At 44.8% G+C, this 25,623-nt stretch carries 21 protein-coding genes; 15 read left to right on the top strand and 6 right to left on the bottom strand.

Annotated elements, in window-relative coordinates:
- Window positions 1-147: 147 nt before the first annotated feature.
- The 12 genes from C1X04_RS16210 (at window position 148) to C1X04_RS16155 (ending at window position 14,814) form a co-directional block, all read left to right on the top strand.
- Entirely contained in the window at window positions 148-1,692 is a 1,545-nt protein-coding gene (locus C1X04_RS16210; RefSeq protein ID WP_137170499.1) for an aldehyde dehydrogenase family protein, read from the top strand.
- 46 nt (window positions 1,693-1,738) lie between these two features.
- On the top strand, window positions 1,739-3,010 hold the full coding sequence (locus tag C1X04_RS16205; RefSeq protein WP_137170498.1) for an FAD-binding oxidoreductase: 1,272 nt from the start codon (window positions 1,739-1,741) through the stop codon (window positions 3,008-3,010).
- 225 nt (window positions 3,011-3,235) lie between these two features.
- Entirely contained in the window at window positions 3,236-4,138 is a 903-nt protein-coding gene (locus C1X04_RS16200; protein ID WP_110576701.1) for a LysR substrate-binding domain-containing protein, read from the top strand.
- A 111-nt stretch (window positions 4,139-4,249) separates the two neighbouring features.
- A complete protein-coding gene (gene gpmI, locus C1X04_RS16195; RefSeq protein WP_137170497.1) occupies window positions 4,250-5,779 on the top strand; it encodes a 2,3-bisphosphoglycerate-independent phosphoglycerate mutase in 1,530 nt (509 codons plus the stop codon).
- A 7-nt stretch (window positions 5,780-5,786) separates the two neighbouring features.
- Window positions 5,787-6,926 carry a murein hydrolase activator EnvC gene (locus C1X04_RS16190; RefSeq protein ID WP_137170496.1) on the top strand — a complete coding sequence of 380 codons (1,140 nt, stop codon included), beginning with the start codon at window positions 5,787-5,789 and terminating at the stop codon, window positions 6,924-6,926.
- A 51-nt stretch (window positions 6,927-6,977) separates the two neighbouring features.
- Window positions 6,978-8,264, top strand: coding sequence for a S41 family peptidase (locus C1X04_RS16185; RefSeq protein ID WP_137170495.1), 1,287 nt, complete (start codon window positions 6,978-6,980; stop codon window positions 8,262-8,264).
- A gap of 43 nt (window positions 8,265-8,307) precedes the next feature.
- Window positions 8,308-9,393, top strand: coding sequence for a divergent polysaccharide deacetylase family protein (locus tag C1X04_RS16180; protein WP_254682285.1), 1,086 nt, complete (start codon window positions 8,308-8,310; stop codon window positions 9,391-9,393).
- Between the two features lie 429 nt (window positions 9,394-9,822).
- The gene (locus tag C1X04_RS16175; protein WP_110576696.1) at window positions 9,823-10,935 is read left to right on the top strand and encodes a branched-chain amino acid ABC transporter substrate-binding protein; all 1,113 of its coding nucleotides are present in this window, start codon (window positions 9,823-9,825) and stop codon (window positions 10,933-10,935) included.
- Between the two features lie 107 nt (window positions 10,936-11,042).
- Entirely contained in the window at window positions 11,043-11,954 is a 912-nt protein-coding gene (locus tag C1X04_RS16170) for a branched-chain amino acid ABC transporter permease LivH (RefSeq protein WP_110576695.1), read from the top strand.
- Window positions 11,955-13,226 carry a high-affinity branched-chain amino acid ABC transporter permease LivM gene (gene livM / locus C1X04_RS16165; protein ID WP_110576694.1) on the top strand — a complete coding sequence of 424 codons (1,272 nt, stop codon included), beginning with the start codon at window positions 11,955-11,957 and terminating at the stop codon, window positions 13,224-13,226.
- Window positions 13,223-14,104 carry an ABC transporter ATP-binding protein gene (locus tag C1X04_RS16160; protein ID WP_110576693.1) on the top strand — a complete coding sequence of 294 codons (882 nt, stop codon included), beginning with the start codon at window positions 13,223-13,225 and terminating at the stop codon, window positions 14,102-14,104. The genes livM and C1X04_RS16160 overlap by 4 nt, the downstream gene beginning before the upstream one ends.
- Window positions 14,101-14,814: an ABC transporter ATP-binding protein gene (locus tag C1X04_RS16155; protein WP_110576692.1), complete on the top strand. Its 714-nt coding sequence runs from the start codon at window positions 14,101-14,103 to the stop codon at window positions 14,812-14,814. Before C1X04_RS16160 ends, C1X04_RS16155 begins: the two co-directional genes overlap by 4 nt.
- 134 nt (window positions 14,815-14,948) lie before the next feature.
- On the opposite strand, the gene C1X04_RS16150 is transcribed toward C1X04_RS16155, so the two are convergent.
- The 5 genes from C1X04_RS16150 to glnA all read right to left on the bottom strand — a co-directional run bounded on the left by C1X04_RS16150 (window position 14,949) and on the right by glnA (window position 20,349).
- On the bottom strand, window positions 14,949-15,506 hold the full coding sequence (locus C1X04_RS16150; RefSeq protein WP_137170493.1) for an L-threonylcarbamoyladenylate synthase: 558 nt from the start codon (window positions 15,504-15,506) through the stop codon (window positions 14,949-14,951).
- A gap of 155 nt (window positions 15,507-15,661) precedes the next feature.
- Window positions 15,662-16,042: a DUF3461 family protein gene (locus C1X04_RS16145; protein WP_110576690.1), complete on the bottom strand. Its 381-nt coding sequence runs from the start codon at window positions 16,040-16,042 to the stop codon at window positions 15,662-15,664.
- Between the two features lie 154 nt (window positions 16,043-16,196).
- Window positions 16,197-17,630 carry a nitrogen regulation protein NR(I) gene (gene ntrC / locus C1X04_RS16140; protein ID WP_110576689.1) on the bottom strand — a complete coding sequence of 478 codons (1,434 nt, stop codon included), beginning with the start codon at window positions 17,628-17,630 and terminating at the stop codon, window positions 16,197-16,199.
- Window positions 17,627-18,712: a nitrogen regulation protein NR(II) gene (gene glnL, locus C1X04_RS16135; RefSeq protein ID WP_110576688.1), complete on the bottom strand. Its 1,086-nt coding sequence runs from the start codon at window positions 18,710-18,712 to the stop codon at window positions 17,627-17,629. The genes ntrC and glnL overlap by 4 nt, the downstream gene beginning before the upstream one ends.
- A 230-nt stretch (window positions 18,713-18,942) precedes the next feature.
- Window positions 18,943-20,349 (bottom strand): glutamate--ammonia ligase, encoded by a 1,407-nt coding sequence (glnA, locus tag C1X04_RS16130; RefSeq protein ID WP_110576687.1) that lies wholly within the window; start codon window positions 20,347-20,349, stop codon window positions 18,943-18,945.
- 355 nt (window positions 20,350-20,704) lie between these two features.
- Here glnA and thiI point away from each other — a divergent pair, with 355 nt between their 5' ends.
- The 3 genes from thiI to dtd all read left to right on the top strand — a co-directional run bounded on the left by thiI (window position 20,705) and on the right by dtd (window position 24,802).
- Window positions 20,705-22,156 (top strand): tRNA uracil 4-sulfurtransferase ThiI, encoded by a 1,452-nt coding sequence (gene thiI, locus C1X04_RS16125; RefSeq protein ID WP_110576686.1) that lies wholly within the window; start codon window positions 20,705-20,707, stop codon window positions 22,154-22,156.
- Window positions 22,157-22,405: 249 nt separating this feature from the next.
- A complete protein-coding gene (gene typA, locus C1X04_RS16120; protein WP_110576685.1) occupies window positions 22,406-24,226 on the top strand; it encodes a translational GTPase TypA in 1,821 nt (606 codons plus the stop codon).
- Between the two features lie 141 nt (window positions 24,227-24,367).
- Entirely contained in the window at window positions 24,368-24,802 is a 435-nt protein-coding gene (dtd, locus tag C1X04_RS16115) for a D-aminoacyl-tRNA deacylase (RefSeq protein ID WP_110576684.1), read from the top strand.
- Between the two features lie 29 nt (window positions 24,803-24,831).
- Here the strand turns inward: dtd and tatC are convergent, their stop codons facing one another.
- Window positions 24,832-25,608, bottom strand: a complete 777-nt coding sequence (gene tatC, locus C1X04_RS16110; protein WP_110576683.1) for a twin-arginine translocase subunit TatC — start codon at window positions 25,606-25,608, stop codon at window positions 24,832-24,834.
- Window positions 25,609-25,623: the final 15 nt, after the last annotated feature.

The following is a 25,623-nucleotide window of genomic DNA, read 5'->3' as shown; positions in this document are numbered from 1 at the left end:
CCTCCATCAATATACCTATAGAGGAATAATCTTGCCATAGGAAAAAACTAGACCTCCGGCAGAAAAACGGTATTTCTTATTTAGGATTGAGCTGGTTATGGTGTTGGTAGATAGACATCAATACATACATCAATCTTAGAGGTTCTTATGTCACTTACTTGCTTAGAAACATTGAGCGTAAATACCCTGAAACAAGGCGACACTTTCTACAGCGTATTAACGGGTAACACCCTTGCTTTGGGGGAAGGCAGTACGTTTTCTGCCCATAGCCCCATTGATGGCGCGACATTGTCTACGTTTAACAATGCGACACCTGCGCAGCTAGATAAAGTAAATGCGGAACTAAAAGACGCATTTAAAGTATTGCGTACGATTCCTGCGCCACGTCGTGGTGAACTAGTACGCCGTATTGGCGAAGAAGCGCGTAAGTATAAGCATGAATTGGCGCAAGTGATCTCTTTGGAAGCGGGCAAAATCGTTCCTGAGGCTTTGGGTGAAGTGCAAGAGTGGATTGACGTATGTGATTTCGCCGTTGGTCAATCGCGTATGTTGCATGGTTTGTCCATTGTATCTGAGCGTCCTGGTCACCGCATGATGGAGCAATGGCAGCCATTGGGCCCTGTGGCCGTTATTACGGCGTTTAACTTCCCGATGGCGGTTTGGGCGTGGAACACCATGTTGGGTTTGGTTTGTGGTGATCCCGTATTGTTAAAACCTTCTGAAAAAGCGCCATTATGTGCGTTGGCTATGTATCAAATTGCGCAGAATGTGATTGCTGATATGCCTGATATTCCAAAAGCGTCAGTGTCTGTAATGATTGGTGATCGTGATTTAGGTGAAGCGATTTCAGCAAGCGAGACTTTCCCACTGGTGTCTGCGACAGGTTCGACAGCAATGGGGCGTGCGGTTGCTAAAACGGTGGCGGGTCGCCTAGGTCGTTCTTTGCTAGAACTTGGCGGCAATAATGCGATGATCGTGTCGGATACAGCGGATCTAGATCTTGCGCTACGTGCGATTGTTTTTTCTGCGGCAGGTACGGCTGGTCAACGCTGTACGACACTGCGCCGCTTGATTACCCATGAAGCCATTGTTGATGGTTTGGTCGAACGATTGGCTAAGTCTTATGGCTCACTGCGTATTGGTAATCCATTAAACGACGGCATCTTAGTTGGGCCTTTGGTTGATGAAGGCAGTTTTAATCGAATGCAAGCGGCGCTAGAAACCGCTAAAACACAAGGTGGGGAAATTATCTGTGGTGGCGAGCGTGTGACGCAAGGCGTTCCTGCTGGTGGCTTTTATGTGCAACCAGCCATTGTTCGTATTGCCCACGATGCGCCAATTGTGCATGAAGAAACCTTTGCTCCTATTTTGTATGTGCTGACTTATAAGACCTTTGACGAAGCCATTGAAATTCAAAACGAAGTGCCACAGGGCCTGTCTTCTGCTGTGTTCACAGAGAGCATGCGCGAAGCAGAATTATTCATGTCTCCAGCGGGTTCAGACTGCGGTATTGCCAATGTGAATATTGGTACATCTGGCGCTGAGATAGGTGGTGCGTTTGGTGGTGAAAAAGAAACCGGTGGCGGTCGTGAGTCTGGTTCTGATGCGTGGCGAAACTACATGCGTCGCACCACCAATACCGTTAATTACGGTGGTGACTTGCCTTTGGCACAGGGAATTGTTTTCGAATAATTTTTAAGGTCTATGGGTTTTGTCTAGTGTCCAATGAGGTCATTTTATGTCTGATAAAGTCTGCAACTCTTTATGGCGTGCCAGTGCTCCTGATGCGCCTTCATTAACGCCTTTAGAGGGTCGTGTCGATGTTGAGGTAGTGATCGTTGGCGCGGGCTTTACTGGTCTTTCGGCAGCTTTGCATTTGGCTAAATTCGGTGTTTCTGTTGCTGTTGTGGAAGCGCAAGAAGTCGGCTTTGGTGGCTCTGGGCGAAATGTTGGCCTAGCGAATGCTGGTGTTTGGCTAGAGCCAGATCAGTTAGACAAAACCCTTGGTGCCGACGCGGGTAATGTGATGTACAAAGCATTGGCCGCAGCGCCAGACTTTGTCTACAGGCTGATTCAAGAATACGACATCCAATGCGAACCTGTGCGTAACGGCACCTTGCACGCAGGTGTAGGGAAAAGCGGTTTGGCTCAGTTACAGCGCCGTTATGAACAAATGATGAAACGTGGCGCGCCCGTTCAGCTGTTGGGTGCCGCAGAAGCCCAAGCTCGAATTGGCTCCAGTAAATTTAACTCGGCGTTATTTGACCCAAGAGCGGGAACGATTCAGCCTTTGGCTTATGCCCGTGGGTTGGCTGATGCAGCGTTAAAGGAAGGGGCGAAGCTGTTTGATCAGTCGCCTGTGAGCAAAATAGAACCTTCGGAAAATGGTTGGATCTTGTATACAGAGAAGGGGCAGGTGCATGCCGAAAAAGTGATTTTGGCGACCAATGCTTACTCTGAATTTGGGGTGAAGGAGCAAGCCCGCAAATTTGTGCCTATCTTTTATTCTCAATTAGCCAGTAAACCCCTAAGTGATGCCCAATTAGCCAGCGTATTACCAAACAAAGAAGGCGTTTGGGATACTTGTACCGTGATGAGTTCTTTCCGCTTGGATCAACAAGGCCGGTTAGTGTTTGGCGGTATGGGAGGCGAAGGCGGTGCTCATTCAAACTGGGCGACTCAGCGCGTCACCGAATTATTCCCGATTTTGAATAAAGTGGAATGGGATTATTGCTGGGCAGGAAAGATCGCTTACAGTGAAGATCACTTACCTCATTGTCAGCAGCTACAGAAAGGGCTATTTAGTGTGGCGGGCTACAGTGGGCGCGGTATTGGACCAGGAACTGTGGTCGGCGCAGAGTTGGCTGAATGGCTATCGGGACGAAGAGAACGTTTGTCTATCCCAATGACATTGCTCAGAGATATTTCATTTCGGGAACTGAAGCGTCTGTTTTATGAGGTAGGGGCGCATACTTATCATCTTGGACAGCAGTCGCACGCTTTGGATTAGAATGATTACTGCGCTCGCCACATCATTTGTCTTGGTGTCGTTCGCTACAGGGTAAATGTTTCGGTTAGTTCGGTGATTAAGTAAGTTTACTGTGATGAACTATATACGGCAAAACGCATCTTTATGGTGCGTTTTTTGTTTTTCTGGTTGGGAATCAGTGTGATATGAGATAGAGTTATTCTCTTCTTGTTTTTACTTTCTTTATTGTGAGCGAGCAACGTCTAGATGCGCCGTTATATACCATCGTCAACAGCGTTAAAATGCTTCGAAGCGTCTGTCAGACACTTAAGTTTTACTAAGGCGGCAGAAGAGTTGCACCTTACGCAGAGTGCTGTTAGTCGACAAATCCGTAACCTTGAAGAGTTTTTGTCGCGAGATTTATTTATTCGTCTCAACAAACGCTTGGTGCTAACCGGAACGGGCGCGGCTTATTACAAAGAAGTCGTGCCTTTACTTGATGGTATGGAAAACGCCTGTTTGCGCATGCTGCATCGGGAAGATGAAAAAACCACATTAACGATATCGGCGTTGCCGACCTTGGCCTCCTATTGGTTGATGCCGCTGTTGGCTGAGTTCCAAACCGCCCATCCACAATTTCAAATCAAAGTACGTTCACTGGACGACGCCGCGAAAATAGACCCTGAAAGCATCGATATTATTTTGCATTACGGCGGTGATCATTGGCCTAGAGCGATTTCCCATCAGCTAATGAAGGAAAAAGTCATCGCAGTTTGTTCAACCGAACTATTGAACAGAATGGGTGACAAGCCTTTTGATGCTTGGAAAGTCGAAGACGTGACGACTTTTCCATTTTTGCATTTATCGTCTCGTATTAATGCGTGGCCAGATTGGATGGTTGCCCAAGGTTTGGAAAGTGGTTCCTTTGCTGGTGCTTCTTTTGCGCATTTTCACATGTTGCTTGAAGCGGCTAAAAACAGCATGGGTATTGCGATTATGCCAAGTGTACTGGCTGAACGAAGCCTTAAAAATGGCGAGCTGGTGGCGCCTTTTGGTAACGCGGTTTCGACGCCACATGAATACCTTTTATCGTATCCAGTGGATAAAGCCGACCTTGAGCAAGTGGTGGTTTTCCGAGACTGGTTATTAGCTAAGCGAAATCAGCCTTAGCGACTCATTAGTAAAATTAATAGTCTGAATAGTTGTGCTGCTCTGTAATTAAATTACAAGCCTGTGGTAGTATCGAGACATAGTCATGAGCCATTTACGGGATAGATTAACATGAACAAAAAAACCACCGCTCTCTTTATTCTTGATGGATGGGGATACAGTGAAACGTCTAAATCCAACGCCATAGCTGCTGCGAACACGCCTAACTGGGACGCGCTTTGGAATAATCAGCCACACACTTTGATTAAAACGTCTGGTCTTGCGGTGGGTTTACCCGAAGGCCAAATGGGTAATTCTGAAGTTGGGCACATGAATTTAGGCGCAGGCCGCGTGGTTTACCAAAACTTTACTCGTATCGGTAAAGCCATTGAAGATGGTTCATTTTTTGAAAATGAAGCCCTTGTTAATGCAGTTGATAAAGCGGTTAGTGCGGGCAAAGCTGTGCATGTATTAGGTTTGCTTTCTAATGGTGGTGTGCACAGTCATCATGAGCAGATCATGGCGATGTGTGAACTCGCTGCTAAGCGTGGTGCGAAAGCGGTTTATGTCCATGGTTTTACCGATGGTCGTGATACACCGCCTCGTTCCGCTAAAACGCCAGCGGCTGAGCTAGACGCTAAATTGGCAGAACTGGGCGTTGGCAAAATTGCTACCTTAACGGGTCGTTACTACGCCATGGACCGCGATAACCGTTGGGATCGAGTGCAAACAGCTTATGATGCGATCGTTCTAGGTAAGGGTGAATTCCAAGCCAATACAGCGGAAGAGGCGATTCAGGCGGCTTACGATCGTGACGAAAACGACGAGTTCGTGAAAGCAACCGTGATTGGTGATTCCGCTCCAGTACAAGATGGTGACGCCATTATTTTTGCTAACTTCCGTCCTGACCGCGCTCGTCAATTAACTCGTGCTTTTACTGATGATGGTTTTGATGGCTTCACTCGTGCGGTTTATCCAAAACTGGCGTCTTTTGTGACTTTTACCGAGTTTGCTTCTGATATTAAAGCCGATGTGGCGTTCCCTCCTGTGGCTTTGACAAACACCTTGGGTGAAGTCTTGGCGAAGCATAATAAAAAGCAATTACGTATCGCCGAAACGGAAAAATACGCACATGTGACGTTTTTCTTTAATGGTGGTGAAGAGGCGTTGTTTGAGGGTGAAGAGCGTGAGTTGATTCCATCTCCAAATGTGGCAACTTACGATTTAAAACCAGAAATGAGCGCTCCAGAAGTCACAGACAAGCTGGTAGAAGTGATCGAAGCGGGTAAATACGACACGATCATTTGTAACTTTGCCAATGGCGACATGGTTGGTCACAGTGGTATTTTCGAAGCGGCGGTTAAGGCGGTTGAAGCGGTTGATGCTTGTTTAGGTCGTATTATTGAAGCTTTGAAAGTGAATGGTGGCCAATGCTTGATTACTGCCGATCATGGCAACGTTGAGCAAATGTTAAGTGATGATGGCGCTCAGCCGCTGACTTCTCATACGATTGGCCCTGTGCCTTTGGTTTTGTACTCTCCGACTCAAGGCTTGGGCATTAAAGAAGGCGCATTGTGTGACCTTGCTCCGACCTTGCTGGATATGATGGGGATGGAAAAACCTGCTGAGATGACAGGTGTCAGCTTGCTGACACGAGCATGAGGCAAGAATGATTGTATTATTCCGCTATCTTTTTTTGAGCTTATTCCTGTTGTCCAGCGTTAGCTGGGCGGCAGGTGAACCTCAAACGCCAGAAGAAGCCAAACAGCAGATTCAGGCTTTACAGAAAGATCTGAAAAAGCTGAACAACTGGCTGAAAGAGATAAAATCTGAGCGATCAGATGTGGAGAAACAGCTCGAAGGTAAAGAAAAAGAGATCCAAGAGCTGCTGAAAAAGATCCAAAATATCCAAGAAAGTCTCAAAAAAGGTGAGAAACAGCTGGGGGAACTAAGAGTCCAACAGCAGTCACTGCAGCTGAGCATTCAGCAACAAAATGAACAAATAGCCGCCCAATTGAGGGCGGTTTATCGTTCCGGCAATGAAGAAAGTATCAAGCTGCTTCTAAATGGTGACAGTTCAGAAGACTCTCAGCGTTTGGTGCAATACAACCGTTACTTTTCTAACGCTCGACAATCGCTTATTAATGGTTTTGTGACCGAGGTGAGTGATTTAAATTTGGTCGAAAAAAGCATTCGCAGTCATAGAGCCCAACAAGCCAAAGAAGAAGCCGAGCTTGTTGCGGAGCGCAATCGATTGACGAGTCAGCAGGCGGATCGACGCGAATTACTGGCTAAGTTAGACAAAGATTTAGCTACGGGTGATAAACGCGCCAAGCAATTGGTGCAAGACCAGAAAAACTTACAAGAAATGTTGCAGCGCTTAGAAGAGGCGCTGGCAGACATTCAGATTCCAGATCAGGATGTGCCTTTCTCATCGCAACGGGGCAAGTTGGTTCGCCCTTTAAAAACACTGTCTGAATTATCAAGTAATGGCAGCATCAACTTAGGTGGTGTGACATTACGAGCCAAAGAAGGCGAGCCTGTACACGCCATATTCTCCGGTCGAGTAGTTTTCTCTGATTGGATGCGAGGGTTTGGCTTTTTGCTTATTTTAGATCATGGTGACGGTTACATGTCATTATATGGTTACAATCAAAGCCTACTAAAAGAAGTTGGCGAATGGGTTGGCGCTAACGATACTGTGGCGATGGCTGGCAGTACGGGTGGACGACCAGATACCGCATTATTTTTTGCTATTCGACATAACGGCACACCATTAAAACCTCTTTCTTGGGTAAGAGCTGGGTGATTTTTTACACAACAGATAAACGCGCCCTGGTAATCAGTGATAGGAACGATCATGAACAATACTTTGCGTAGACAGGTTTCTTTTATTTTCATCGCGTTATTGGCCCAGCCTGTTTTTGCTGCGCAAACGACTGAACAAAGTCAGAAAGAGTCTAAGCTGCCCAGTGCTGAGATACAGTCTTTTGTCGAAACCTTTGAAACCATCAGAGAAGGTTATGTAGAAGAGATGTCGGATCAAGACATCCTAAATAAAGCCTTAAAAGGAATGGTGTCCGGTCTTGACCCGCATTCTGAGTATTTCACCAAAGAAGAATTGGTCGATTTCAACGAGCTCACGTCTGGTAATTATGCCGGCATTGGTGTTGAGGTCGAAATGAAAGACAAACGTTTGACTATTGTTGCGCCAGTTGACGGTTCAGCAGCCGCAGAAGCAGGTATCTTGCCGGGCGATGTGATCATTAAGATTGATGACACCCTTATTACTGATCTTGGCATGCAGGATATTGTTACCATGATGCGTGGTGAAATCGGCAGCAGTGTAACCCTAGACATTGAGCGTGATGGCGAAATTAAGCACTTTGAACTTGTGCGTCAGCTTGTAGAAGACGCCAGTGTGACGGATAAATGGTTAGGCGATGGTATTGCGTACTTTCGTATTAGCCAATTTCAAGGCGACAGCAGCGAAGAGTTCCAACTTGCTATTGAGAAGCTGAAAAAAGAAAACAAGATTCAGGGTGTGGTTTTAGACTTACGTAATAATCCTGGCGGTGTGTTACAAAGCGCTGTCGGGGTTGTCGATGCTTTTATTGATAAAGGTATGATCGTTTACACCAATGGCCGCCACGATATGTCCAAGAGCCAATTCACGGCAACAGAGAAGAACACCACGCTGGCTAATATTCCGCTTGTGGTGCTGGTAAACGAGGGTTCTGCCTCTGCATCTGAGATTGTCGCTGGCGCCTTACAGGATCATCAGCGGGCGGTGATTATGGGCACAGAAACCTTTGGGAAAGGCTCTGTTCAAACTGTGGTGCCGCTATCAAATGGCGATGCGGTAAAGCTGACCACCGCACTTTACTACACGCCAAACGGTCGCTCGATTCAAGCTCAAGGCATTACGCCGGATCTAGTCGTACCACAGGCAACTTTGACGTTCGATAAAGGGCAGTTTTTTGTTAAGGAAGCCGAACTAAAAGGCCATTTAGGAAATGGCACTGGTGGCGAAGAGCGTACCAGCTCCGATGTGCAGTCTGATATTGGGGAAATGGCAAAAACAGATTTCCAACTGTATCAGGCCGTCACTATTTTAAAAACGCTACCTAAGCTCTCGCATAAGTAGCCTTTTGTTGTTTTATAAACGTATTTTTTAGGTAATGGTTCGCTTGGTTAATTTTAAGAATATATTGTCTGTGTTGGTTTGTTCATGGGGCTTGTCTGTCTGGGCAAATGATCCGAGTGAGCTTGTGGTCGAAGACGCCGTGTCCGTTGAAAGCCTGCAAGAAACCTTGGGTGCTGAGGAATCGATTATTTTGCCTGAGCATCTGGGGCCTGTTATCAATACAAACGTATTGGCAGAAGGGGTTGCAGAGGAGGTTGATTCGTCTCCAGCGACAGACGACAGTGCTATCTTATTAGACGCTGGGGAGCCTTGGGTTCCTGCTATTGTGCCATTTTTGGATGCGCCGGACAGGGGTGAAGAAAAAGCCGTACTTGAAGATAGTGAATCCAAATCACTTCCAAAAGCATCGACACCATCCAAAATGTTGGCGGTAGATGTACACCCTAAGATGCCACGAATCGCGATACTCATTGATGACCTGGGTTACAACCGTCATGGTATGGACTCGTCTTTGTTGTTGCCGACGGAGGTAGCGTTAGCGATCTTACCGAGCACTCCTTTTGCTATGCAAACGGCAACGTCTGCACAAAAGCAAAAACGTATTACGCTTTTACATGCCCCTATGGAGAATCAACGAGAGTTGAAGCTTGGCCCCGGTGGTTTGTATGCCAAGATGACAGAAGAGGAATTAAAAGCAACGCTGAGCAAAGACCTAGATGGTTTGCCCGGCATCCAAGGGGTGAACAACCACATGGGAAGTTTGTTAACCACTAAGGCGGATTCGATGGCGTGGGTGATGGAAACGCTGAAAAGCCGATCTTTATTTTTTATCGACAGCCTAACCAGTCCGAAAAGCGTTGCTAAGAAAACGGCGCAAGAGTACGGCTTAGCCACCGTGAGCAGAGATGTGTTCTTGGACAACATTCGCACCGAGGCAGCCATTGATAAGCAGTTTACACGCTTACTCAAGCTTGCCAGAAAGCACGGCAGTGCGTTGGCGATTGGGCATCCTTACCCAGAGACTATGTCTTATCTTAAGAAACGATTATCTAATTTGGAGCATGATGGTGTGCTTCTCGTACCGCTGTCTTCTTTGCTAGTGTCTTCTAAGGGCACCGCTGATAATTAAATGTTTATTTGGTTGGCGTATTGTCGTCATAAATGAAAAGAAAAGGGCGACTTGTTATTACTTCTGCTTTGTATCAGTTATTCGTTATGTGTATATCTGACGCTGTTTTGCTCTCGTTGAGTGCGTCTATTGATCATCTTTTGTTCACCTATAGTGAAAAATCCTTTTCCGATAAAATAATTTAGTGATTAATTTTGCTTATATTTTTTAATTCAGCGTTTAACTCGATATATTTGTACAATTTATGTGCACTACTATTGACCAAAGATTGTGGTGATATTAATGTGTAGCCATATTACGGTGCACATTTTTTGAATAGTTGCCGTATTAAGTTCCATAATTTATTCATTTTCTATAGAAAAAATTGTTGGAACGCTTCTTGCTTTTGAATAATAACGATAAATCACAAAACGAATAGAGGCTTTTCTTATGTCAAATGCGGTTATTAGAAAAACATTGATTTCTCTTGCGGTTGCTGGTGCTGCGACACTGGCTCAAGCGGATGTAGTAATTGGTGTAGCGGGTCCTCATACAGGAGCATACGCAGCGTTCGGTGAGCAATTGTGGAAAGGGGCTGAAAAAGCAGCCATGGATATTAACGCTGCAGGCGGTATCAATGGTGAAATGATTAAGCTTGTAAAAGCGGATGATGCTTGTGAACCAAAGCAAGCCGTTTCTATTGCTAACCGTCTAGTTGACTCTGATGATGCATTGGCTGTGGTTGGGCACTTCTGTTCGTCCTCTTCTATTCCAGCGTCAAAAATCTACGAAGAAGCGGGTGTTATCATGGTAACGCCAGCCTCAACGAACCCAACGCTTACCGATCAAGGATTACCAAACGTTTTCCGTGTATGTGGTCGTGATGATCAGCAAGGCGATGTGGCAGCAAGCTATATTGTCGATAAACTAAACGCAAAACGCGTGGCCGTTATTCATGACAAAGACACCTACGGTAAAGGTCTTGCGGATGCCATGAAGGCAACGCTTAACTCTTATGGCGTAAAAGAAGTCATGTATGAAGGTTTGACTCGTGGCGAGAAAGACTTCAACGCCTTGATCACTAAGATTCGTTCTGTAGACGCAGATGTTGTCTATTTCGGTGGTCTTCACTCTGAAGCAGGTCCATTGGTTCGCCAGTTACGTGAGCAAGGTTCGAAAGCCATCTTCATTTCTGGTGATGGTATCGTATCCGATGAGTTTGTTTCTGTTGCCGGTTCTCCTGAATACGTAGACGGAGTACTGATGACATTTGGTGCGCCACCAACTTCTTACCCATCAGGCAAAAAAGTTATCCAAGAATTCCGTGACAGCGGTTATGAGCCAGAAGGTTACACTCTGTACTCTTATACAGCGATGCAAGTGGCGGTTGCGGCTCTAGCTAACAACAACTTAGACCCAATCAAGGGGGCTGAGTGGTTGAAATCTCATTCTATCGATACCGTAATGGGTAAGAAAGACTTTGATGATAAAGGCGATTTGACGGTTTCTGATTACGTTATGTATGAGTGGGACGGTCAAGGAAAATATAACGTAGTAGAATAATTTCTATTTCGTTTTTACATTTCAGTAATTACCTACACATGTTTACCGGCCAGGGATCGCGCTGGTAAACATGCTCTCTATATTAAAAATTCCCACGAGGTCTTACGATGGATATCGTTCTCCAGCAGCTGGTAAACGGTCTTACCCTTGGTTCAGTATATGGACTCATTGCGATCGGTTACACCATGGTGTATGGCATTATAGGCATGATTAACTTCGCCCATGGCGATGTATACATGGTGTCGGCTTATATCACCGCTATTGCTATTGCGATTTTAACATTTTTCGGTATCGAATCTTTTCCTATCATTATTGTTGGTACGTTGTTTCTTACCGTTGCTGTAACGGGAGCCTATGGCTGGGTGATCGAACGTATCGCTTATCGTCCATTAAGAAGCTCTAGTCGTTTGGCAGTATTGATTTCCGCAATCGGTATGTCGCTGATTTTGCAAAACTACGTTCAATTGAGTCAGGGGGCGAACCAACAAGGTGTTCCAACTCTATTGACCGGTGCTATCCGCTTTTCAGTCGGTGATGGTTTTGTACAAATCACTTATATGAAATTGTTTATTTTGTTCGTTTCCCTCTTGGGCATGGGCATTTTGACGTATGTGATTCAAAAAACGAAATTAGGCCGTATGTGTCGAGCGACTCAGCAAGACAGAAAAATGGCGTCTATTTTAGGGATCGACACAGACAAGGTGATTTCGACGGTATTCGTTATCGGTGCTGTGATGGCGGCATTAGCGGGTGTCTTGGTGACGCTGGATTATGGCGCATTCGATTTTTATGTTGGCTTTATTATTGGTATCAAGGCTTTTACCGCTGCGGTGCTTGGTGGCATAGGTTCTTTACCTGGCGCTATGTTAGGCGGGTTAATCCTTGGGTTATCTGAAGCTTTGTTTGCTGGGTTGATCAGTTCTGATTATAAAGATGTTTTCTCATTCTCTTTATTAGTTCTCATTTTGATTATTCGCCCAAGTGGCCTTCTAGGCAAACCTGAAGTGGAGAAAGTATAAATGAGCCAAGCAGTTGGAATAAATTTTAAGAAAAGTAGTATTGATGCCTTTATTGCTGGCTTAATGGCATTGGTCTTGTTTGGGCCAATTGTTGGTGTCGTACTAGATGGTTACGGCTTCAATGCTGAGTTTGGGCGAGTCGCCTGGATCGTTGCGATTGTTGCTGTTGGGCGTTTTGTTATGTCCAGTTTTATGCAGACAGAAAAAGGCATAGCTCTGGCTTTTCGTTATGCGAATAACGATGACGGTGTTACGGTTCTACCACCGGGCCATAAATCCAAAATGGTATGGATTATTCCATTGGTCGTTGTAATTGGACTCGTTTTACCTTTTGTCGCATCTAAATACGTATTGACGGTGATTATCCTAGGGTTGATTTACGTCTTGCTGGGCTTGGGTCTCAATATCGTTGTTGGCTTGGCTGGTCTATTGGACTTAGGCTTTGTTGGCTTTTATGCCATCGGTGCTTATGGTCTAGCGCTGGGTTATGAAAACCTTGGGCTTGGCTTTTGGTCAATGTTGCCAATTGCCGCCATAATGGCGGCGGTTGCAGGGGCTATATTGGGTTTTCCTGTACTGCGAATGCATGGCGACTATTTAGCTATTGTGACGCTAGGTTTTGGTGAAATTATTCGTTTGATCTTAACCAACTGGGCTTCTTTCACTCATGGACCAAATGGTGTGTCCGCACCTTTGCCAACCTTCTTTGGTTTGGAGTTTAAGCGTCGATCCAGTGAAGGCACATTCCACGAGTTTTTTAATCTTCCTTATGATTCTGCTTACAAGTACATGTTCATCTACTTGGTGTTGTTCGCAGTGGTATGGGCTGTACTTTTTATCAAGCATCGCCTGGTAAAAATGCCAATTGGCCGTGCATGGGAAGCACTACGTGAAGATGAGATAGCGTGTCGCTCATTAGGTTTAAACCATGTATTGGTGAAGCTTTCTGCTTTCATGATAGGCGCTTCAACAGGTGGTTTAGCCGGTGTATTTTTCGCGACTTACCAAGGTTTTGTGAACCCTTCGTCGTTTACCTTCTTTGAGTCCGCTTTGATTCTAGCGATTGTGGTGTTAGGTGGTATGGGGTCGACATTAGGTGTGGTTATTGCCGCTTTCTGTTTGACGGTATTACCTGAAATGTTAAGGGAATTCGCAGAATACCGCGTTTTGATGTTTGGTATTCTGATGGTGGTAATGATGATTTGGAAGCCTCGGGGCATTGTTCGTGTAACTAGAACAGGCTTTTCTCCGAAAAAAGGGGTGGCGAAATGAACCAAGAAAATATTTTAGCTGTTGAAAACTTGGTGATGCACTTTGGTGGTATTAAAGCGCTGAATGATGTGACTTTTAATATTAAGCGCGGCTCTGTATCGGCTTTGATTGGGCCGAATGGGGCAGGTAAAACCACAGTGTTTAACTGCCTGACTGGTTTTTATAAAGCCACTGGAGGCAAGATTCAATTGTCTGCTGGCGGTAAAGAAACCAGCATTATTAAAGTGTTGGGTGAACCTTTCAAAGCGACGGACTTTATTTCGCCTGTGGCTTTCGTTTCTCGTCTTAAGTACAAAATGTTCGGCGGATCCCACCTTGTAAATCGTGCAGGCTTGTCGAGAACATTTCAAAATATTCGCTTATTCAAAGAAATGTCAGTGGTTGAGAACTTGTTAGTGGCTCAGCATATGTTAGTGAACCGTAGTTTGGTCGCTGGTATTTTGAATACAAAAGGTTATCAAAAAGCCGAAGAAGAAGCGTTAGAGCGTGCGTTTTATTGGCTGGGTGTTGTAGACCTTGTGGATTCCGCGAACCGCTTGGCGGGTGAGCTTTCATATGGGCAACAGCGTCGCTTAGAAATCGCTCGCGCCATGTGTACGAACCCTGAAATTGTTTGTTTGGATGAGCCAGCAGCGGGTTTGAATCCGTCTGAAACGGAAGCGTTAACTAAGATGATTCGGGTGCTTCGTGACGAGCATAACACGACGGTTCTGTTAATCGAACATGACATGGGGATGGTAATGGACATCTCTGATTACATCGTTGTATTAGACCATGGTGAAGTGATTGCAAAAGGTGGTCCAGATGACATTAAGAGTAATCCAAAAGTTATTGCGGCTTACCTTGGTGCAGAAGAAGGTGAGGAAGTAACACTATGACTACATTGATGCAGTTCAAAGATGTGGATGTTCATTACGGCCCAATTCAAGCGTTAAAAAAAGTTTCATTAACCGTAGATGAAGGTGAAATCGTTACCCTGATTGGTGCGAATGGGGCAGGTAAATCCACTCTGTTGATGTCTATATTTGGGCAGCCTCGAATATCTTCTGGCGAAATCATTTATCGTGGTGAAGATATTTCACAGAAATCAGCGCATTACGTGGCTTCTCATGGTTTGGCGCAATCACCGGAAGGCCGTCGTATTTTCCCTGGCATGACGGTAGAAGAAAACCTATTAATGGGGACCATTCCGATAGGTATGGATCACGCGGAAGAAGACATGCAACGTATGTTTGAGTTGTTCCCTAGGCTGTTGGAGCGTCGTAACCAGCGCGCATCCACTATGTCTGGTGGTGAGCAGCAAATGTTGGCTATTGCACGTGCGCTAATGAGCCGTCCTAAATTGCTTTTATTGGATGAGCCGAGTTTAGGCTTGGCCCCCATTATAGTTAAGCAAATCTTCCAAATTTTGGAAGATGTGGCGAGCACAGGCATGACGATTTTCTTGGTGGAGCAGAATGCCAACCACGCACTAAAACTGGCCAACCGTGGCTATGTTATGGTGAATGGTGAAATTCGTTTAACGGGCACAGGGGCCGAGCTTTTGGTTAACCCTGAAGTGCGTGATGCTTATTTAGGCGGTCATTAAACTCAGTTAAAGTAAGAAAAAAAGCGCGGTGACCAGGTTATAAACAAGGTCACCGCGCTTTTTTATTTTCTATTGTGGATAAAAACTGAGCTTTTACACAATAGATGAGTATATCTATCCGTATTGGGCTTTATTTAAGCTCGAAACAGGGTGTCGGTAAGAATGTCTCTCACTTGTGATGGTTGTGAAGCGCCACCTAATGGCGCGTTGAAAATAGCATCCACTTTGTCACCAAAATACGCATTTACTTCTTCTACGCTCATGGCTGGATCTAGCCCCGCAGGATTAGCCGAAGTCGACACAATGACGCCTTGGTAAGCGGCACACAAACGTTGTACTGGTTGGTGCTGGGAAAGGCGTATGGCCACGCTTTGATGCTCACCTCTCACCCAGCTTGGGGTGATTGTTGTGTCCGGAACCACCCAAGACGTAGGGATCTCGTTCTGGCTGATTAGACGCTCTGATGCGTTGGTATCTAAAGTCTCTAACCACGGTGTGAGTTGGTCTTTTGCGCCAGCGATTAAAATGAGTCCTTTGTATTCTGGACGATCTTTTAGTGTCAGAATTCGCCTGACGGCAGACTCGTTATAAGGATCGCAGCCTAGGCCCCAAACCGCTTCTGTTGGGTAAGCGATGACGCCGCCTTTACGGATAATATCGGCTAATTCTTCGACGCTGGTTATAAGATTCATAGTAATTGGCTTTCGCAAAAGATAAGAGAATAAATAGCGAGAGATTGTAGCGAGATTTTATGAGAGGGGCTAGCTGGTATTGTAATCAAATGGCTGAGCGATAATGAGGTATCACTCAGCCAAAAGAGGGATGTCTGTCAAAGGATCAAGTTGGGTTATTGCATCGACTCGATTTTCACTTTGATTTCGCTAATTTTGCTATTAACGACTTTTTCTAGGTGTTCAAGTTCTTTAATCAGATCTTCTTTTGAAGTCTTGGTTTCGTGTTGTCTACCGACGATTTGCTCAAGCTCTTCCATTGCACGCAATACAATTAAAGACGGTTCTTGTACTTGTCGATAAGTTTGTTGGCCGCCGTCGGCTAATACGGTTTTAGTCGAGCGACCAAATTTGAATTTTTTACTCTTAGGAAGCAACGAACCTTTTTCACGACGGTAATAAATTTTTAAAACATCGTGGCCGCCTTCATAGCGCAAAGTGAATTTTTCAATGTCCTGTATGCTGGTGATACCCATGGACTGAAGTGTTGGATACATAACAGTTTTCCCGTTTATTGATGAACATTTAGTCGTCTTTAATTAGTAGGGGATTGTGTCGGTAAAAGCAAGTCTAAAACACCAGAAAGCTGAGATAATGCAGGCAAATAATAAATCAGTGTGCCTGCATCACTCTTTTCCTAATGAGGATTAATTAATCTTCATCTTGTTCCGCGTGATCAATGTTCAACTCTTTGATTTTTCGGGTTAGCGTATTGCGTCCCCAGCCTAAAAGCAGAGAAGCATCGCGACGGCGGCCGCCAGTATGAGCCAGTGCCGTTTCTATCATAATGCGCTCGAATTTTGGTACGGCTTGATCAAGAATGCCTTTTTGACCCGTTGCGAGGGTGCTGTCTACCCAATTCTTCAGAGCTTCTTCCCATGATGCAAAGGGTTGCTCATGCGGAACCGCTGCGAGCAGTTCAGGTGGTAAGTCTTCTACTAAGACTTCACGTCCTGATGCCATTACAATCAACCAGCGGCAGGTATTTTCTAGCTGTCTAACGTTGCCCGGCCAGTCCAGTTGAGTCAGATAGTTCTCAGTCTCTTTGGTGAGTTGTTTAGGCTCAACGGCAAGCTCTTCAGCAGCACGGCTCAAGAAGTGACGAGCAAGCTTCGGAATGTCTTCTCGACGCTCTGCCAGTTTAGGTAAATGAATTCGGATGACGTTTAGGCGATGGAACAAATCTTCGCGGAACGACCCTTTCTGTACCAAGCTTTCTAAATTTTGGTGTGTGGCTGCAATAATACGAACATCGACTTTCACTGGGGTGTGTCCACCCACTCGATAGAATTCTCCGTCTGCTAGAACTCGTAATAGGCGCGTTTGAGTTTCCGCTGGCATATCACCAATTTCATCTAGAAACAGAGTACCGCCATTGGCTTGTTCAAATCGGCCTCGTCGCTGTGTATTAGCACCGGTAAAGGCGCCTTTTTCATGACCAAACAACTCAGATTCAATTAGGTCATGGGGAATCGCTGCCATGTTTAAGGCGATAAACGGGTTTGCTGCGCGAGGGCTGTGTGTGTGCAGTGCTTGAGCAACCAGCTCTTTACCCGTACCGGATTCACCATTGATCAGTACAGTTATATTAGAATTGGCGAGTCGACCAATCGCACGAAACACTTCCTGCATGGCTGGCGCTTCACCAATAATCTCTTTGTCTACTTGTTGCTCAGCTTCAACTTCCATATCGTCAGTGCTGGGGCGTGCATTGCGGTGATGCAGCATGGCACGTTTGACAAGGCTAACGGCTTCTTCGACATCGAAAGGCTTAGGTAAATATTCAAAAGCGCCACCTTGATATGAGGCCACTGCACTTTCTAAATCTGAATGCGCTGTCATGATAATGACAGGTAAATAAGGGTGGTCTTTCTGAAGCTTTTCAAGCAGCGCCAAACCGTCCATACCCGGCATCCGAATGTCACTGATGATGGCGCTTGGTTGTTCTTTATCGATAAGATTAACGAGGTTTTCAGCAGAATCAAACAAACGACATTGGATTCCTTCTTGTTCTAATGTCTTCTCTAAAACCCAGCGAATAGAACGATCGTCGTCAACAATCCATACGGTTTCTTCTGGTGTCATGAGTGTTTCTCCTGTTCTTGGACTGTCGTCTCAATGGGTATTAATATATTGAATTCGGTTTTTTGTGGGTAACTGTTGCATTCAATGATCCCGTGATGCTGGTGAATAACGGACTGTGAGATAGACAAGCCTAAACCTGTGCCGTCCGCTCTGCCGCTGACCATGGGATAAAAAAGCGTCTTTAAAATCGCCTCGGGTATACCCGGGCCATTATCGATAATGCTGATTTTGCACACCAAGCGATGGCGCTTGGAACCTATCGTAAATTGTCGCAAAGCACGCGTTACCATATGAATCGTCTTATGGTGATTGTCTTGGTCTTCCATTAGTGCCTGCATGGCGTTGCGAGTGATATTGAGTAACGCTTGTATCAGCTGTGACTCGTCACCGATTAAATCTGGGATACTAGGGTCGTAGTCTCGGATGACTTTAATCTGATTCTCTGTTTCAACCGAAATAAGCTGTCTAACACGCTCAATCACTTTGTGAATGTTGAGAGGTTTGTTTTTTGGCAGCTGTCTTGGCCCTAAGAGACGATCAACGAGATCTCGTAAACGATCAGACTCTTCAATAATGACCTGTGTGTAATCATTTAGAGCTTCATCGGTAAAGGCGCGGCTAATGAGCTGAGCGGCTCCACGAATACCGCCTAAGGGGTTTTTAATTTCATGGGCTAGACCTCGCACAAGCTCTTTACTGCTTTCATGATTCGCAATGAGCTCGTCTTCTTGCGAAATCCGCTTCATTCGATCTCGTGGATATAACTCGATAATCAAGCTTTCTGTATTATTGGTCGTGCCCATAACAGGTGTAACGGTGTAATCGCAGAACAGTTTTTTGTTATTACTGCACTCAATTTCTGCTTCACGTTTTGTGAATGGGTGACCCGATTCAATGGCAGAATACAAAGCTTGAATGCTTTCTTCGTTTTCCCTAAAGGCAACGCTGATGTCGTTGCCATAGATTCGACGACGGCTAACAGCTAACAACATTTCGGCAGCAGGGTTTAAATATTCAATTTGAAGTTGATCGTTTAATTGAACAACAGCAGTGGATAAATGGTCGATTAGTAAACTATACACAGACAGCGCCTCTCTGTTGACTCCTGCTTTTATGACTTTCTTCTAATACAGTTGCAAAAAGCGAACCAACATTGGGCAGCTTTGAGTAGCTTGTTTATTAAGGTTTTTGTCATTTGGATAAAAACATTATGCACCATAATTGTGCGCAATGGTTGTGAGGTTTTTTTTAGGGCAAAAAAAAGCCCTGATTTGTATCAGGGCTTTTCGTATTTTATTAACCGCTATTGCGATTAAACGCTGTAGTAAAGTTCGAACTCAAGTGGGTGAGTTGTCATTGCTACACGCTGCGCTTCGCCAGACTTAAGATCGATGTAAGCGTCGATCATGTCGTCAGAGAATACACCGCCTTGAGTCAAGAATGCACGGTCTTCGTCTAGGCACTTAAGTGCTTCTTCTAGGCTGCCAGCAACCTGTGGGATAGCCAAAGCTTCTTCAGCTGGAAGGTCGTACAAGTCTTTATCTGCTGCATCGCCAGGGTGAATCTTGTTTTTGATACCGTCGATACCAGCCATCAACATTGCTGCGAATGCTAGGTATGGGTTTGCGGTTGGATCAGGGAAACGAGCTTCAATACGTTTGCCTTTAGGGCTTGCAACGTATGGGATACGGATAGAAGCAGAACGGTTGCGTGCAGAGTACGCAAGCATTACAGGTGCTTCGAAGTGAGGGACAAGACGCTTGTAAGAGTTAGTTGAAGCGTTAGTGAACGCGTTCAATGCTTTAGCGTGCTTAATGATACCGCCAATGTAGTAAAGCGCCATTTCAGATAGGCCAGCGTATTGGTCACCAGCGAATTGGTTAGTGCCATCTTTCCAGAAAGATTGGTGAACGTGCATACCAGAACCGTTGTCACCAACGATTGGTTTAGGCATGAACGTCGCTGTTTTACCGTAAGCGTGAGCTACGTTATGAACGCAGTACTTAAGGATTTGAACTTCGTCTGCTTTTTTAACTAGAGTGTTGAATTTAACACCGATTTCGTTTTGACCAGCAGTCGCCACTTCGTGGTGATGAACTTCAACAACCAAGCCCATTGTTTCCATTGCGCCACACATAGCGCTACGAAGGTCGTGGTGAGAGTCTACTGGTGGTACTGGGAAATAACCGCCTTTAACGAAAGGACGGTGGCCCATGTTGCCGCCTTCAAATTTTTTGTTAGAAGACCAAGCGGCTTCTTCAGAGTTGATTTCTACTGTGCTACCAGACATGTCTGTTTTCCAGCGAACATCGTCAAAAATGAAGAACTCTGGCTCTGGACCGAAGAATGCAGTGTCGCCAAGGCCAGTAGATTTAAGGAATTCTTCAGCGCGAAGTGCTACAGAGCGTGGGTCACGGTCGTAGCCTTGCATTGTAGAAGGCTCGATGATGTTACAACGAACAATAACAGTCGCTTCTTCTGTGAAAGGATCGATAATAGCAGTATCGTCCTGAGGCATCATGATCATGTCAGATTCGTTAATGCCTTTCCAACCAGCGATTGATGATCCATCAAACATCTGACCGTTTTCAAAAAACTCTTCATCTACCGTAATAGCTGGAATAGATACGTGTTGTTCTTTACCTTTAAAATCGGTAAAGCGAAGGTCAACCCACTTCGCGTCGTGCTCAGCAATCAAGGCAAGGGTCTTGTTTGACATAGTTGTTCTCCAGTCGTAGTTAAAGCGAAATTGTTTTTCGTTGTAAAAGGCGCTTTATTTAAAATAATACAAAGCACCGTTTGTCGAGTTATTTATCAAACATAAGTAAGCACAACTTGTGCCAGAAATCTGTGCGAGCCAATAAGTCTTTATTTTACAATTAGATAGAGCGTTCCAATTATAAATTGCACTTATTTGTGGCTCGTTAGGAGGGTAAGCAAAACAGTTTTTGCACTTAAAAGGTGCGCTTTTTGGTGTTTTGTATTCTTTTGGTGCGAATTTAGCGTTTTCGTATCGAATGGCTTTTCTTTATACTGTGCGCCTTTATAAATATCCGGTATAAACCACAATCCCTATGAAATTTATTGTTAAGTTCTTTGCAGAAATCACCATCAAAAGTCGCCCTGTTCGAAAAGCTTTTATTAAGCAGCTTCGACATAATGTTAAGTTGGTTCTTAAAAAGCACGATGCTGATGTTGTCGTATCAGGTAACTGGGATTTCATCGAAGTGTTTTCTGATAAAGATGAATTGCGGGAAGAGTTTACAGAAGCGCTTTCTAATATTGCTGGTATAGCGCATTTTCAATTTGTACGTGAATTCCCTTTAGTTGATCTAGATGACATCGTTGAACAAGCCATCACATCTTATGGTGATGTCATTAAAGATGCCGTGTTTGCTGTCCGAGTGAAACGAGTGGGTCATCATGACTTTACCTCGGTAGATGCAGAGAGACACATCGGTGGCTGTTTAAAAGCACGTTGTGGTGCTTTGGCAGTACGCTTAAAAAATCCTGAAGTATTGGTGCCGATCGATATTCGAGATAATCGAGTATGGATGATTGAGCAACGTGTAGAAGGGCTTGGAGGTTATCCACTAGGTTCGCAAGACTGTGTATTGTCTCTAATGTCTGGCGGGTATGACTCAACAGTGAGCTCTTATCTCACAATGAGTCGAGGCTTGAAAACACATTTCTGCTTCTTTAACCTTGGTGGTGATGCTCACGAAATTGGCGTAAAGCAAGTTTCTAATTTCCTTTGGGAGAAATACGGCTCAACTTTGAATGTGAAATTCATCACCGTACCTTTCGAGGCGGTTGTGGGTGAGATTCTTACCAAAGTCGATAACTCTGAAATGGGCGTTATTCTAAAACGCATGATGTTGCGAGCGGCCTCTAAGTTAATGCCTGAGGTAGGCGCAAAAGCGTTGGTAACAGGGGAAAGCGTTGCCCAGGTTTCTAGCCAAACATTGGTGAATTTAAAAGTCATTGACCAAGTAACAGAAGAGCTTGTGCTGCGCCCTCTGATTACTTCAAATAAACAAGAAATTATCGATAAGGCCATTGAGATTGGTACCGCACCTTTTGCGGCGAGTATGCCAGAGTTTTGTGGTGTTATCTCAGTAAAGCCCACCACACGTGCTAAAATGCATCGTGTAGAGAAACAAGAGTCCAATTTTGACTTTTCAGTATTGGAAAGTGCCATCGAAAACGCACAGATCATGTCCATTCAAAATGTCATGGAGGATGTGTCTAAGCAATATCAGGGCGAAGTGCCTGTTGTCCGTATGCCGGTTGGTGACGAAGTCATTATTGATATTCGCCATCCTGATGAAGCGAGTAATCGACCTTTAAAAGTCAGTGGTCGTCCAGTGAAGGTGATTCCATTTTTTGCACTCGAATCTAATTGGGCTGATTTGGATAAAGATGTAACGCATTTATTGTATTGCGGTAAAGGCGTAATGAGTCGTATGCATGCTTCTTTCCTTTTAGGTAAAGGGCATGAGAACGTAGGTGTTTACCTACCATAAATAAGTACTAATAAGCGGTAGCATTTTTGTAGTAAATGAATGCTATCGTTTATATTTGAATGTGCATTGTTACTCTATTGAATTATTTTTGTGGACTTTTTTTGTCACTTTAATGGGATATTGATCAATATAAGGGTACAATTGCGCGAATTTTACCCCGCACCAAGATCCGAGACGCTTGAAGAGCATGCCTGCCCGTATCAAGCGGCGGTATATCTTTTTGCTCACGCTAAATGCAGAGAACTATAAATGTCTAATGATATCAATAAGTTACGTAACGTAGCTATTATTGCCCACGTTGACCATGGTAAAACTACCTTGGTTGATCAGCTATTAAGCCAATCTGGTACACTGGATCGTAAGGACCTAGGTTCTGAACGAATCATGGACTCGAACGATCAAGAGAAAGAACGTGGTATCACGATTTTGGCGAAAAACACGTCAATCATGTGGAACGACTACCGTATTAATATCGTTGATACACCTGGACACGCCGACTTCGGTGGTGAGGTTGAACGTGTATTGTCTATGGTTGACTCTGTACTTTTGTTGGTTGACGCTGTTGATGGTCCAATGCCACAAACACGTTTCGTAACTTCAAAAGCATTTGAGCGTGGTCTACGTCCGATCGTTGTTATCAACAAAATTGACCGTCCAGGCGCTCGCCCAGATTGGGTTATGGATCAGGTTTTTGACTTGTTCGACAGCCTTGGTGCGACAGAAGACCAGTTAGATTTCCCTGTTATTTATGCTTCTGCTATCAATGGTATTTCTGGCCTAGATCCAGAAGACATGTCAGAAGATATGACACCACTTTACCAAATGATCGTCGACAGCGTGCCTGTTCCAGATGTTGATCCAGAAGGTATGTTCCAAATGCAGGTTTCTGCATTGGACTATGATGCTTATGTTGGTGTTATCGGTATCGGCCGTATTACCCGCGGTAGCTTGTCTCCTAACCAGCAAGTTGTTGTTAAGTCTGCTGATGGCAAAGAACGTAAAGGTAAAGTTCTTAACGTTAAGGGCTACCACGGTCTAGCTCGTGTTGATACGGATAAAGCCGGTGCTGGTGATATCGTTTGTATTAATGGTATTGATGGCCTAAGTATCTCTGACACACTATGTAACCCTGAATGTGTAGAAGCGCTTCCTCCTCTAACGGTAGATGAGCCGACAGTAAGCATGACATTCATGGTTAACGATTCTCCGTTTGCTGGTAAAGAAGGTAAATTCGTTACTTCTCGAAACATCAAAGATCGTCTAGACCAAGAGCTTATCCACAACGTTGCGTTGCGCGTTACTCAAGGCGATGCACCAGATAAGTTTATTGTTTCTGGTCGTGGTGAATTGCACCTTTCTGTATTGATCGAAAACATGCGTCGTGAAGGCTTCGAGATGGGTGTTTCTCGTCCTGAAGTAGTTCAGAAAGAAGTAGACGGCAAAATCCAAGAACCGTTTGAACGCGTTGTTATTGACGTTGAAGAACAGCATCAAGGTTCGATCATGGAAGAGCTTGGCTTGCGTAAAGCTGAGTTAACGAACATGGAACCAGATGGTAAAGGTCGTGTACGTCTTGAGTTCATGTCGCCTTCACGTGGTTTGATTGGTTTCCGTGGCTTGTTCCTAACGCTAACGTCTGGTTCTGGTATCATGACCAGTGTATTTGACCATTACGGACCAGTAAAAGAAGGTGACGTTGGTGGCCGCCAGAATGGTGTATTGATCAGCATGGTTACAGGTAAAACAGCGGCATTCGCTTTGTTTAACCTTCAAAGCCGTGGTCGTCTGTTCTTGGGTCATGCGGTTGAAGTGTACGAAGGTCAGGTTATCGGTATTCACTCACGTGATAACGATTTAACTGTTAACCCAGTTAAAGGCAAGCAGTTAACTAACATGCGTGCCTCTGGTACAGATGAAGCATTGACGTTGACTCCACCGATTCGTCACACACTAGAGCAAGCGCTTGAGTTTATCGAAGACGATGAATTGGTAGAAGTAACACCAGAAAGCATCCGTATTCGTAAGAAACTATTGACTGAAAACGAGCGTAAACGCGCTGGTCGTAAGTAATCGCTATTCTATAAAGAGCAGCAGCAAATGAATTCATGCAAATGAATTCGTGAGCGACAGAAGCGCCTTCGGGCGCTTTTGTTTTATCTGGACTTTGCTAAAGTAACAGGCTCGATCCAGCGGAATAAAAAAAGGTAAATCATGAAAGTATTAGTGCAACGGGCATTGGATGCCAGTGTGGTGGTAGATGGGGAAACGATAGGCCAAATTGACCACGGCCAATTAGTATTAGTGGGAATCGAAAAGGGCGACACGGAAGCAGATACCCAGCGTCTAGCGGAGAAGCTTTTAAAGTATCGTATGTTTAGCGATCAGGAAGGCAAAATGAACCTTAATGTCCAGCAGGTTAATGGTGGGATTTTGCTGGTATCGCAGTTTACCCTAGCGGCTGAAACCAAAAAGGGCTTACGTCCAGGATTCTCTAGCGCAGCGGTTCCTGCAGAGGGTGAGCGGTTATTTAATGATTTTGTGAATAAGGTGCGTGCTCAGTACGAGAACGTCGAAACAGGGCGCTTTGGGGCCGATATGAAAGTGTCTTTCACAAACGATGGCCCTGTCACCTTTATGTTGGATTGAGCTGTTTTCGCGTTTGGTAACACGAAGTCTTATTCAGCTCGCTGTGCTTTTGTCTCTTCTTCATTCTCTTCGCTGCCATCAACGACGACTTTTACCGTGCGCCCAGCAATAAGCCCAAGTTCAAACAGCATCCACATAGGGATAGCAAGCAAAGTCTGAGAAAAGATATCAGGTGGTGTGATTAGCATTCCAATGACAAAACAACCCAAGAAAATATAAGGGCGTTTTTTTGATAACGCTGCCACTGTCGTAACGCCAGCTTTAATCAGTAGATAGGTAGCGACAGGGATTTCGAAGGTGACACCAAAAGCAAAAAACAGCTTCAGAACGAAGTTTAGGTAGTTGTTAATGTCCGTCATCACCGTCACTTCACCTGGCCCTACGGTGGTAAAAAAGCCAAAAATGAGTGGTAGCACAACAAAGTAAGCAAACAAGACCCCAGCATAAAACAGAAAGATACTGGAAATTAACAGGGGAATGGCGATCTGTTTTTCGTTTTTATACAGAGCCGGTGCGATAAAAGACCATGCTTGGAATAACGTATAAGGAACAGAAATAAGAACCGATACAGCAAATGTGAGCTTGAGCGGTGCAAGAAATGGAGACGCAACCTCGGTGGCAATCAGTGAACTGCCAGGGGGCAGTAATAAACGCAACGGCTCAGAGACGATCAAATATAAATCGTTGGCAAACGCGTATAAACCAACAAAAAGAATCAGTATGGCCACAACGCATTTTAATAAACGATTTCTCAGCTCAACTAGGTGAGCAACCAATGGGGCTTGATTTGATGAATCCGTGCTCATAATGCGTTTTATATC

The sequence above is a fragment of the Marinomonas sp. FW-1 genome, assembly GCF_005222245.1.
In the GTDB taxonomy this organism is placed as follows: Bacteria; Pseudomonadota; Gammaproteobacteria; order Pseudomonadales; family Marinomonadaceae; genus Marinomonas; species Marinomonas alcarazii.
This window is presented reverse-complemented; position numbering and strand designations above follow the sequence as displayed.